This is a genomic window from Bacillus sp. FJAT-14266 (genome assembly GCF_001719225.1).
GTDB lineage: Bacteria > Bacillota > Bacilli > Bacillales > Bacillaceae > Bacillus > Bacillus subtilis.
On record NZ_CP017072.1, the window covers coordinates 3,148,374 to 3,161,070 of the forward strand.

General features: G+C 48.3%; 5 protein-coding genes and 2 pseudogenes. 4 read left to right on the top strand and 3 right to left on the bottom strand.

The genetic code is table 11. The annotated features are described in order from the left end of the window. Positions 1-50: 50 nt before the first annotated feature. Together addA and addB are read right to left on the bottom strand one after the other, a co-directional pair. Positions 51-3,748 (bottom strand): annotated as a pseudogene (gene addA, locus BGM23_RS16335) (helicase-exonuclease AddAB subunit AddA). Further along, positions 3,735-7,235 (bottom strand): helicase-exonuclease AddAB subunit AddB, encoded by a 3,501-nt coding sequence (gene addB / locus BGM23_RS16340; RefSeq protein ID WP_003233101.1) that lies wholly within the window; start codon positions 7,233-7,235, stop codon positions 3,735-3,737. The pseudogene addA and the gene addB overlap by 14 nt, the downstream one beginning before the upstream one ends. 183 nt (positions 7,236-7,418) lie before the next feature. Here addB and BGM23_RS16345 point away from each other — a divergent pair, with 183 nt between their 5' ends. Both BGM23_RS16345 and BGM23_RS16350 read left to right on the top strand, forming a co-directional pair. Beyond that, positions 7,419-7,856 carry a ferritin family protein gene (locus BGM23_RS16345; protein WP_003245806.1) on the top strand — a complete coding sequence of 146 codons (438 nt, stop codon included), beginning with the start codon at positions 7,419-7,421 and terminating at the stop codon, positions 7,854-7,856. A 117-nt stretch (positions 7,857-7,973) separates the two neighbouring features. After that, entirely contained in the window at positions 7,974-8,300 is a 327-nt protein-coding gene (locus BGM23_RS16350) for a four-helix bundle copper-binding protein (RefSeq protein WP_009966950.1), read from the top strand. Between the two features lie 29 nt (positions 8,301-8,329). Here the strand turns inward: BGM23_RS16350 and BGM23_RS16355 are convergent. Continuing rightward, positions 8,330-10,056, bottom strand: a pseudogene (locus BGM23_RS16355) (ABC transporter substrate-binding protein). A 113-nt stretch (positions 10,057-10,169) separates the two neighbouring features. On the opposite strand from BGM23_RS16355, the gene BGM23_RS16360 reads away from it, so the two are divergent. Continuing rightward, positions 10,170-11,375 carry an MDR family MFS transporter gene (locus tag BGM23_RS16360; protein WP_003233111.1) on the top strand — a complete coding sequence of 402 codons (1,206 nt, stop codon included), beginning with the start codon at positions 10,170-10,172 and terminating at the stop codon, positions 11,373-11,375. A 106-nt stretch (positions 11,376-11,481) separates the two neighbouring features. Then, positions 11,482-12,636: an AbrB family transcriptional regulator gene (locus BGM23_RS16365; RefSeq protein WP_003233112.1), complete on the top strand. Its 1,155-nt coding sequence runs from the start codon at positions 11,482-11,484 to the stop codon at positions 12,634-12,636. Positions 12,637-12,697 lie beyond the last annotated feature (61 nt).

Genomic DNA, 12,697 nt, shown 5'->3' on the forward strand with positions numbered 1-12,697 from the left:
ATAGAAAACGAGACCCGCTCCGCCTGAAATTCCGGAGCTTATGGATCTCGCTATAATGTCAGAATGTGCCCTCCGTCAAAGAAATAAAGCGCACATCCCTTTACCTTTGTTTTTGCAATTTGCTCCACTGCCTTCGTGTACAGCTGAATTTGCGTTTCATATCGTTTCTTCAAGATCGGGGCCGCTCCTTCAAATCCATGCTGGAATTTGCCCTCAATCCGGTCCGACTTATAATCCAATAGATATAATCCGTCCTCAGTTTCATAGAGACAGTCAATAATACCCTGCACTAAAAGCGGCTCATCTGCCTCGTGTGCATCAGGATAGATCTCCTTGGCCGGAAGCGCTAAGCTGAATGGTATTTCCCGGTCCTTCCACTTAGCACCGATCAGCTGTCCGCCGATTTCTGTATGGAAAAATTGCACGATTTCTTCTATATCAATAGCGTCTTTTTGTTCTTCAGTGAGAAGCTCTTTTTCATAAAGCCTGTGAACCGTCTGCTCAGCTTCTTCTATCGACGGCACATGTGACAGCGGGATATGCTGCATAACCGTATGCATGGCAGTCCCTTTCTCTGCCGCTGTCAGGCCTTTTTTCATCATAAAAGCGGGACGTCTGTACAGAATGCTTCCATCAGCCGGTTTTACAGGGGCCCTGCCGCTGTATTCATCCTCGTACTCTCTTTTTCTCTTGATCTCAGAAACTGATTGCTTTGTCCGAATTTGCGTCACTTCTTGATGCGGGTAGGTCCAGCTCAGCTGCTCGCGGGCTTTTTCATCAAACGCAAACGAGCCGGGAACTGGTTCACCTCGGCGGATCGCTTCTAGGCGCTCGCTTTTTTCTTCCATTCTTTCTTCCAGATCATCATCAAGCAAATCATAGGAATGGATCATTTGAACGGCAAAACGAGCCGGGTGACCTGAGATGTCAGCGTGTGCTGGCACACCAGCCAAATCCCCAAGTCTCTGTGCCTGGCAAGAGCCGGCCCAATGAAATCTAGATACGTTCTCGCCTGATAGCGGTCAAATTCCGGCAGAAGCCAATCAGTTTGGGACGCGGATGCCTGCCATTTTGCAAGCTGTTTCTGATGATCCTTACATGAGCCAATCAGAAACAGCTTTTCCTTCGCTCTCGTTAATGCAACATAGAGCACACGCAATTCCTCTGACAGCAGCTCCCTGCGCATTTTTTTCTTCATCGCAATGAGCGGAAGTGTCGGATAGCTGATGCGTAATTGCGGATGAATATACTTCGTGCCAAATCCGAGCTCCTTATCCAGCAGGTACGATTTGTTCAAATCCATCATGTTGAAATTCCGGCCGAGACCTGCTACAAACACGACTGGAAATTCGAGCCCTTTGCTGCTGTGGATCGTCATTAAGCGGACAACATCCTCCTGCTCGCTGAGCGCTCTCGCCGTACCAAGATCATCGCCCCGCTCCTGCATGCGTTCGATAAACCGCAGGAAACGGAACAAGCCGCGAAATGCCGTTGATTCATATTGACGCGCCCTGTCATAAAGAACACGCAAATTGGCCTGGCGCTGTTTTCCGCCCGGCATGCCGCCGACATAATCCATATATTTGGTGTCGCGGTACACTTCCCAAATCAGCTCAGATACTGAGTGGTTTTTCGAAAACGCGCGCCATTTTTGCAGATGTCCGTAAAACGTATTTAACTTTTGATAAAGCTCATCGCTCCGGTCACCAGCAGCCAGGTAGTCTTTCATCGCCTCATAGTACGGCGCTTTTTTATTTTCAAGCCGGATCAAAGACAGCTCGTTTTCATCTGCTCCGACAATCGGTGAGCGCAGCACAGAGGCAAGCGGTATATCCTGATACGGATTATCAATCACCTTCAGCACAGAAAGCGCGACGGCGACTTCGACCGCTTCGAAATAGCCTGACGTTAAATTGGCGTAAACCGGTATGCCCTGTGCTCTCAGCTCCTCCATGATTTGCGGAGCCCACGGCATCGAACGGAGCAAAATCACGATATCTCGGTATTGAATATTGCGATGTGTTTTCTTTTTTCCGTCATACACCTTAAACGGCGATGAAATCAGCTTACGAATTTCCTTAGCGATGGCTTTTGCCTCAAACTGCACCGTTTCAAGCTCTTCTGCTTCCTCGCTTGCATCCGTATCTTCTGCGTTGTCGATCAGCAGCAGCTCTGTTTCCGTCTCGTCATTGTCCGGATACGCTGCACCAAGCTTCAGCTCAGCCTGCTCGTCATAATCGACCTCACCGATTTTGCCGCCCATCAGCTGTTTAAATAAAAAGTTTGTGCTGTCTAAAATATCAGCCCGGCTTCGGAAATTTTTATTTAAATCGATTTTCCGCCCCGTGCCTTCTCCGCTCTCTGTAAACCGTTTGTATTTAGAGAGGAAAAGAAGCGGCTCCGCAAGCCTGAATCGATAAATCGACTGTTTGACATCTCCTACCATAAACAGGTTACCAGTCTCCTCCGGACCGCTTGTGACGAGCTGCAGAATCGATTCCTGCACGAGGTTGGTATCCTGATATTCGTCAACGAGCACCTCATGAAACTGTTCCTGATAAAACCTTGCAGCCTCGCTCGGCTCACGTTCACCTTTGTCATTCTCAGCTGTCAAAATCGCTAAACAGTAATGCTCCAAATCCGAAAAATCGATGATTGATTTTTCCTGTTTCGCAGCTTCGAATCGTTTTCCATAGCTGATGACAAGCTGTACGAGCGTTTCAATGACAGGCTTCATCTCGGCTAGGCTTTTCAAGTGCTGTTCAGGACTTCGCGTGAAGTAGTCGGTTTTGAGCTTTTCAAGCAGTTTTTTTGCGCCGTTCCTCAAATCTGTCGCCTCATCAAGGAGCGCTGGATCGAACTCATCCCCTTTTACTGCTTTGGCACGCTTAAAAGAGACGGCGGGCACCCGCTTATATAGTTCACTGAAATCGTCCTGATGCTGAATCAGTTCATCAATCTGAGCAAGATCATCAAGAAAATTGTCAGCACGCGGCGCCGGGCCGCCCGGCGCTTTCGTCAGCTCAAGCGCGCGCAAGAGCTTTTCCTTCGCCCCGTTAAGCACCATTGCAATATCTTCTTTGACATATTGATAAAACGGCAGCTCCTCGATGGCGCTCTTTTCTGATACATCATACAAATGAACAAAGCTTTCCAGCCACGCCTCCGGGTTGGGATGGGATCGGGAATACTCGTACACCTGTTTAACGAGAAATTGCAGATCCAGATCATGCCGGTCTGTCGTATAGCGGTCAACAAGCTCAAAAAACGCCTTTTCGCCCTTTGCGTATTCGTCTTCAAACAGCTCGTCAAGCACTTCATCCCCGATCAGCTCGCCTTCCGTCTGATCAGCTATCCGAAAGCCCGGATCAAGATCGATCAAGTAGTAATATTTCTTCAGCACTTGCAGGCAAAAGGAATGGAGCGTCGAAATGCTGGCCCGGTTTAAAAGAGACAGCTGGCGTCTAATATGCAGCGAGCCGGGGCGCTGTACAAGCTCTTTTTCCAAGGCTTCTGCGATTCGGTGCTTCATCTCTGCCGCTGAGGCGTTTGTAAATGTCACAACGAGAAGACGGTCTACATCTATTGGGTTTTCCTCCGCGGTGATTTTCCGAATCATTCGTTCAACGAGCACAGCGGTTTTACCAGAGCCCGCAGCCGCTGCCACAAGAATATCCTGGCCGGTTGAAACAATGGCATTCCATTGGTCATCTGTCCATGTGCTGTCTGCCGGTTTAGGAATGTTCATTGCCATCCGCCTCCTTTTTTATCCACTCAAGTATTGTCTTGTCCTTTTCAGCCTTTAATGGGCGATACTCGTTTTCTTCCAGTGATTCATCAAATTGGCATACTGATTTGAACGCACAGTATGTGCACGGCGTCTTGTTCTTCATTTTGTACGGCTCAATGGATACGCGCCCGTCGGTGATTTGTTCGCCCGCTTCTTGGAAGGTGCGGCGCACATGCTTTGTCAAAAGATCAAATTCCTTTTCACCGACTGCTGCTGAGTCTGATCTGAGAGAGCCGTCTTTTTTCAAGCCGGCGTTTATGATATTTGAACGTCCCTCTTGAAGGGTTGTATCCATGAGGCGAACCACTTCCTGATCACCGAGGAGCAAGCCCTTCATTTTAAATTTCTTAAAGATCTCCTGTTCAATCTCGTCAAGCCCAAGCGGGAGATTAGATTGAATCATCGGGTCATGAATATGGAAATACAGCACTCCGGCAGGCGTCGCCCTCATCCCGAGCCAGTCAGCTGAATGTGTAATCGATAAATCAAGGTACGTCAGCATTTGCAGTGCCAATCCGTAATATACTTCCGCTAAGTCAAGGCCTTTGTCGCTTGATTTATAATCGACAATCCTGAGGAGCAGGCCTTTTGAGCTTTCAGCCTTATCAACACGGTCAATTCGCCCGACGAGTTCCATCGTACAGCCGTTTTTCAGTTGAAAGGTCAGCGGCGGAAGCGGCCCTTTTCCTCCAAAGCCCAGTTCAAGCCCGATCGGTACGAATCCGCTCGCTTTCGCATGCTCGCTTAAAATGCCGGACACACGTGTCACAATTTTTTGCAGTTTTTCCTTCACATAATAATGCCGGTTTGAGCTGAGCAGAATTTCCTTTTGCAGTTTCGGTGCCAGCCGCTCTACCGCATCATAGGAAAACAGCTCGCACTGCTCCTTCGTTAAATCGCGCCAATCCAGCTTTTGCTCACGCAGCCTATCAGAAATCAGCTTTAAGCTGGAATGAAACAGCTGGCCGATATCCGGTGCTTCAAGCTTGAAGAATTGCCGTTCCTTCAAATGCAGCCCGTGTGACGCAAAATGGGAAAACGGGCATGCGTTAAAGGTTTCCATTCTCGATACACTGCCCTGAATGCGTTCACCATAGAGCTGTCTCGACACGCTGCGTTCAAGCTGCTTCACTTCATTCCGGAAAAACAGGCTTGAGAACAGCTTTTTCGACTGCAGCCTGTCCGGCTCACTCATCAGCACATTGTACGTGCTCCACCAGACGTCGCTGATGTCGTATTCCCGTGTCCATAACCTGAGCTGGCTCGCGGTAAAGGACTGTGCCACGCTTTTATTCACGACATACATCAGCTGTTCCTCATCGCTGACCTGTTCAGGTTCATTTGTTAACAGGCGCTCCTTATGATGCGGAAACAGTTCTTCCAGCCGCTTAACGATCATCGACGGCAAAAGCGTTTTTCCTTCTGCATCAGCAATCGGATACGATACGTAAAGCCGGTCAGACGGACTTGAAAACGCCATGTAGATGAGGAAGTGCTCATCAAGCAAACGCTCTCGTCCGCCTGAGGATAGCTCAACCCCAATCGTTTTCAGCCATTCCCGGTCGTCATCCGACAGGACCCCGTTTTCATCAGGGCGTGCCGGCAGAACGCCGTCGTTTGCCCCGAGCACAAAGGTGCAGGAGGTGCCATACATTCTGGACAAATCCATATTGCCGACAAACACCTGGTCAAGCGCAGGCGGAATTAGAGAAAATGTAAGCGACTCCGCGCCGGCTTCTATCATTTGCTGAAACAAATCAAGAGAAATCTCATCATCTCCCATCATTTCAACAAACTCCTCAAGCAGCTGAATGACTGCGTCCCACGCCTGCTGATGTTGCTGCGCTTCAATAATTCTGCCGTCATCCTCAGCACGCTGCCTTTCCTGATCCAGCTTCAGCGGCACATCCGTCTCTTCTAAATAACGATAGAGCGCCTCCGCCTTCTCTTGAACCGTCTTCGCTTTTTTCATGCGTTTTTGAAGCTGAAAAAGCGGCGGAACAATCCAATCGCGGGTGTCATTCAACATGTTTTCCATTTCGATTTCCTGATCAGTCTGCGCAAAATCATCATCCAATGACACAAAACGCCTGTATTGGAACCGATCGCCCTTTGTCCAGCGGTCGCCTTTAATACCATAGGCGATACAGTAATTTTCGAGCTGATCGACCTGTTCTCTCACTTTGGCCTTCGGTTCATTGAGCGGGAATAGCAGTTCGGTTTTCACGCAGCGAAACACCGCTTCATAACGCCAATTCCCTTTCAGAACATCAAGGCTCGACCGGATAAATTCAATTAACGGATGGTTCAGCATAGATGCTTTTCCGTCAATGAAATAAGGAATCTCGTAATCTGCGAAAACTTCCTTCACCATATCCTTGTAGTCTTCCGGCTGGCGCGCAAGAATTGCTACATCCTTATAGCGATATCCCTTCTCTCTGACTAGGGCGTGAATTTCCCGAGCAATGCCTTCCAGCTCAGCTCGTCTGTTTGCGGCCTGCATCACAGTAAGGGCTTCTTGTTTTTCTGCGTATGGAATGGCCGGACGCGCTTCATACTGTGCCTCTAGATGCGCCAATTCCGGCGTCTTTGTATGCCGCTCAGTCCCGCTCAGCTCTTTATACGTAATGTCCAAATTCAGTTCCTTCGCCTTCTGATGCAGGCGGTAATAGGTTTTCCCCGTCATTCTGAACAATTCCAGTTCATGCGGCTCCCGCTCATATGACGGCTTGTCCGCTGTGAGCGAAAACGTGATATGCTCCGCATGAACCATAAGCTGCTCCAACACCCTGAATTCCTGCGGGGTAAACTGATAAAAGCCATCCACATAGATATGGGCGCCTTTTATATCTTCCGCAAGCGGGATATGCTCTGCCAGCAATGTCAAATAATCCTCAGAGTGAAGATATTGATCTGCGAGGCTTTTTTCCATTTGCTGATACAGAATTGATAAGTCATGGAGCTTTTCAGATAAAACACGTTCTCCGCGATACTCGGAAGCCGTTCCGCTTTCCGCCATCCGGCGGATATCCTCCGGTTCCAGACAATAGCGCTTAAACTCTGTCAGCATCCGCTCAACCTGTGCGGTAAACCCGCTTTTGTCACTCGCTTTTTGATAGACTTTGAACTCCTGTTTATGCTCCTCAATGAGCTTCCGCAGGAGCATTTGTACGCCGGTGCTCGTCAGAAACGGCCTGCTCATTCCTCCCGTATGCTGGAGGACGCGCCAGGCCAATCGTGAAAAACTGAACACTTGAGCGCGTATCATCCCGCCCATATCTGGCGTTTTAGCAAGCTCGTATTCCATTAAAAACGTCATTTGATCCGGGACTAGAAAAATGATCGGCTTCCCGAATGGAGCCCGGCGCAATTCATCCTGAATGCTGTTGATGATCAGCTTCGTTTTTCCACTCCCGGACCTGCCTACTAAAAACTCTGCTCCCAAATTAGAAGACCCCTCTCTTTTTATCTCTCTATATTTTATCGAATGTTGACGAAAATGACCAATCTGATCTATTGGTAAAAACGGCCTTTTCACATATAAAAAGCTGATTATCTCCGCACATCTCTCCCTGCCCAACATATACTTTTACAGAAGCCCAATTCCTAAGAATGGAGTTGAATCCCCTTGCATTACAGCTACTATCCCTATCCGGTGCCATACCGGGAAGATCCTGTTTTGATTCGGAATTTGCAGAAGGCCATCAACGGAGAATTCAGTGCTATTCAATGCTACCGCAAGCTTGCCGAACTCGCCCACAGCGATGAGGTCAGAAAACAGATTGAAGAAATCAGGCGTGACGAGATTCGCCACCTCCGTGAATTTTCCACACTGTATGGTTCAATTACCGGCAAACACATCATGCCGAAACAAACGGAAGAATGCCCGGACAATTTCACAAGAGGACTGGACGCCGCTTTTAAAGATGAACAAGAAACCGTCGACTTTTACTTGCGTGCGGCCGAGGAAACGTCAAACTTAAAAGCGAAAGGCGTCTTTACGCGCGCAGCACGTGATGAACAAAATCACGCTGTCTGGTTCCTATACTATCTGATGGAACGTTAGATATACCCATTCAGGGTATATGTACATATCCCCTTAGCTAAAAACACACTCCCCTGTTTTTTTCAAATGCAGCCGTGAAACATAAAACCATATACTGTCATACAGGGGGAATCAACCATGGAGCAATATTCTGAGGCTTGTATTGAGGCTTGCATCGATTGCATGAAGGCTTGCAATCATTGTTTCACTAAATGCTTGGAAGAAAGCGTGCAGCATCATCTCAGCGGATGCATCCGGCTTGACAGGGAATGCGCGGATATTTGCGCGCTGGCGGTCAAAGCCATGCAAACGGACAGCCCGTTTATGAAAGAAATTTGTGCACTTTGCGCCGATATTTGTGAAGCATGCGGCACTGAATGCGGAAAGCACGATCATGATCATTGCCAAGCATGTGCGAAAGCCTGCTTCACCTGTGCTGAACAATGCCGCAGCATGGCAGCGTAAAAAAGAGGGTTCAAAAAAGAACCCTCTTTTTATTTGGACAGCCATACGGAGTACAAATCAATCCATCCCTCTTCATCAAGCACCAGGCCTTTTACATTTTTACTTGATGTCACCTGGAGCACATTTTGATACAGCGGGATCGCGTTCAGCTCCTGTATCATCTGCCGGTCAATGTCACGCAGGATGTTGATTCTCGAACAGCGGTCAGGCATGGAAAACATCCGCTCTGTCATTCCTGAGCAAATCTGTGTCAGCTTTTCAGATAGATGCTGATACAAGAAACTGTTCTCCGACAGCAGCAAATGCAGAAAACCAAACTCGCTGTCTTGATAAAACGTCGCACTGTCATGAATGATATCCGCCATCTGCACGATTTCCGGCCGTCGCAGATCAGCAGCATCACAGAATTGAAGTGTAAGCCTGATACCGTGCTGGGCGCAAATATTTTGAATCCATTCGGCGTCCTCACGATGATCCGTTTCCGAAAAGGTATAAAGCACGATTGTTTCGCCCTCGTATCCGCTTTTTTTCAACAATTCAGATGGCGAAACGCCCTCCCACTCAAAAGGACTCGGATGCAAAAAGGACGTAACCGGAATTCTTCGGTGCCCTCCCGCTTCACGAACGAGCCGTTCAGAGGAAATCAGCAGCCGGAGCGCTTTTCTAAAGCTTCGGTGCTGAAGAGGCCCCTTCTTTTTCAGATTAAGCGACAAATACTGAACATGCCGCTCATCAAAGACAGTTTGCTGCTCAGGACATGTTTGTTTTTCTTGAATGGTAAAACCGTTCATCTCTCCGGCTTGCTCAGAAAACACAAACTCAACGCGATCCAAATAGGGGCGTCCCTTGAAGTAGCGCTCATTGGCTTCAAGCACAAGCATCCCGCTATGTTGCTGATTCATCTGAAAAGGCCCTGTCCATTTTTCCCGCCGCCCTGTTCTGCCGGCAGTATGGACAGCCGTTCATCACAAAGAGCATACGGCAAAAGCGCATTCGGCTTATCGAGTATGAGCTCCACACAATAAGGGCCCTTTTCTAAGACTTGTTTCACTCCGTGCAGAAGCCATTTATACGGGTTGTCAGCCAGTTCCAAAAAGCGCTGAAATGTAAACGCAACGTCCCGCGATGTCAGCGGCTGTCCATTATGAAATAACACACCTTTTCGAAGAAAAAATCTCCATTGTTTTTTTCCGACCTCTTCCCATCCATGAACCAAATGAGGCTTCGGCTCCTGCATATCCGAATCAAACGTGAAGAGTGTATCAAATATCTGTTTGACGAAATGGCCCTCAGACCGCAAAAATATTTGGCATGGATCCAAACTGCTGACAGATTCAGGCGTGATGAACAGCCGCAGGACATCCTTCGCCCCATTCTCGCCTGTCTCCGTCACAAATCCGAATACCTCTGATAGCCACATGTTATATTCGTTTTGAAGCCCTGGAAACGCGGACTGATACTGCTGAAGCAGCTCCTTTGCCTTTTTAAGCTTTCCTGACATGGTATATTCCTTTGCAGTTTGAAGAAGCAGTTCCTCAGGCCTCCGAAGAAACGCGATTTTAGATTTGCGGCCGCGCCCCGCCCCGCTTTCCCGGATAATCCAATTGCTGTTCTCCAGCTTATGTAAAATGAGCTTTGCATTTCTTTCTGTACAAAATAAACAGTCGGCAATCTCAGTGAGCGTCATTTCGTTCATTTGCCCATACTCGGCGCAGCCTGTTTTTACAAGCGCCACGTAGTGCTCTATCAGCTTCAATCCCCGCACCTCCCGACAAAAGGGGAACTTTTATCTCTTCTTTTCTTCACTTTTTGGGCCGCCGCCCCTTCTATACACTACTACTATATCAAACAGCGAAAGGCGGCGATCACATGTTGACCAGTTTTCACTCTATAAAATCGAGATATACCGCTCCCGTTCGGCTCCGCTTTTTCGGCGAATTGCTGACAAGCCTGACAGGTGCAATGATGGGACCTTTTATGGTGCTGTATCTGCATGAACAATTAAACGGCAGTATCATGATGCCAATGCTGATCATCAGCCTTCAGCCATTTGCTGATATTTTCCTGACGCTCGCTGCAGGACGGGTGACGGACCGGCTTGGGCGGCGCACAGCGATTTTGACCGCATTGCTTCTTCAATCAGCGGCAATGACAGGGTTTGTATTTGCTGAGCATGCGTATGTTTTCGCTATTCTCTATGTCATGAATGGCATCGGAAGATCGTTGTACATTCCCGCTTCCCGCGCCCAAATCGCTGAAAGCACGCCGGAAAGCAGACGTTCGGAAGTGTTTGCGGTCATCAATGCGATCTATTCGACGGGTCTGACGGCAGGACCGCTAGTGGGGATGCTGCTGTACAATCATAACCCCGTGTGGATATTCGCATTAGATGCTGCAGCATTGTTTATCTACTTTCTGATCGCTGCACTGAAACTGCCTGAGACAAAGCCGCTACACCCAGCTGTTACCCCGAAAATGTCCGCGAGCTTTACAATATACAGGCCTGTCCTGCTTCTTTTGCTGCTCTCTCTCCCCATCAGCATGTTATATGCACAAACAGAAACAACATACAGACTGTTCAGCAAAAACATGTTTTCTGATTATCTGTCCATGCTGACCATCTATTCAGCAGCAAAAGCTTTATTCAGCTGTGTTCTCCAAGTACCTCTTGTCAAAGGGACCGAAAAGCTTTCAATGAAAACGATCCTCTTCATTACTTATATTTGCTACACCCTTGCGGCTGCCGGTTTTGCATGCTCAACCTCCCTGACAATGCTTTTAGTGACGGCAGCGGTGATGACGGTTGGCGAAAGCATCGGGCTAACCCACATCCAGACCTTCATATCAAAATTGGCGCCGCCTCATTTGCTGGGCCGGTTTTATGCTGTCTATGGTCTGCATTGGGATATATCCCGCTCAATCGGACCGCTGGCAGGCGGGCTGATCCTGACATCATTTGGCGGAGAAGTGATTTTTTACGCTCTTGCCGTGTGTCTGCTGACAGCGGGTTTATCTCTGACTTACACAATAGAAAAGCTCGAACACAAGGTCATAAGAAAAGTGAATCGCTTATAGAAAATAATTCATAATTTCTTTATCAACAAAAATATACTATAGTAATAAATACATTCACTACGTGAACAATTGGAGTGTTACGTGAAAAAGGAAGAAGGGTTTTACATTGAAGAAAGACGAAAATCTCCTCAAAGATCTATGGTTTATCGCAATCAGTGCAGCCGGGGGGTTTATTCTTTCATTAACCGGAATATCAATTGGATGGATGATCGGAACACTGATTGTCGCCTGCTGCCTCGCCATGATACGGCCGGCATGGCTGATGATGGCACCAGACCAAAAAGGAATTAACCGACGATGGCTCGCCCTCGGGCAGATGATCCTCGGCATCGAATTGGGCCAAAAGCTGAATTTATCCGTTCTCTCTGTTCTCAAAGACCATTGGTTTTCAGTCGGCGTTATGCTGATATTGTCTATCCTGCTGGCCATGCTGTCAGGATATGTGCTTTGGCGTTTCAGCAAAACGGATATGATGACTAGCTTTGTCGGCACCGCTCCCGGCGGGCTTTCAGCCATGCCGAGCATCGCACAGGAAGTAGGCGCCAATACCGCTATAGTCAGCCTCGTTCAAATGATGCGTGTGCTGCTCGTGGTGCTTTCCATTCCGTTTTTAGTCATTCTGATCTATACAAAACAAGATCGTACCGCAAGTGCCGCAGCAGAGACGATTTCTTCTGCAACGACAGATTTTAGGCTCGCTCCCGTTTTGTGGACCGTCATTCTTATTCTCGCTGCCTGGGGAGCTTGCAAAGCTGCGAAATTTTTAAAATTTCCAGCTCCATGGCTGCTCGGCAGCATGCTCGGTGTAGCAATTGTACATGTTGGCGGAGCTGCGGTGACAGGGCACGACATGACGGCATGGTGGCCGTCACAAGCTAACCATGTATCACAAGTATTTCTCGGGGCAACGATCGGCTCTAAGATGTACAAAAGCATGTTTGCCGGCGTCACCCGTATTATCATCGTCGGGTTTGTCTCGTCCGTCGGTTTAATCGCAGCAATGTTTTTGAGCGCCGTGATCGTTTCCGAGCTGACAGGAATTTCGCTCATCACTTCTGTTCTGGCATTTGCGCCCGGCGGGATTGCAGAGATGGCGACGACGTCAGTTACCTTACACGCTGATTCCACCTTTGTCGTTGCGGTTCAGGTCATTCGCGTCATTCTGGTTATTGCCCTGCTGCCGCCGTTTTATCGTCTGCTTCACCATCTTCATGGTGAAAAAAAAGACAAAAAGAGCTCAATCAGCGGCAGTAGTGCCTAGTTGAAAAAAAGGTTCAAGAACTTTTAATTCGCAAACCATCGAGATGGGGAAATATAAGCGG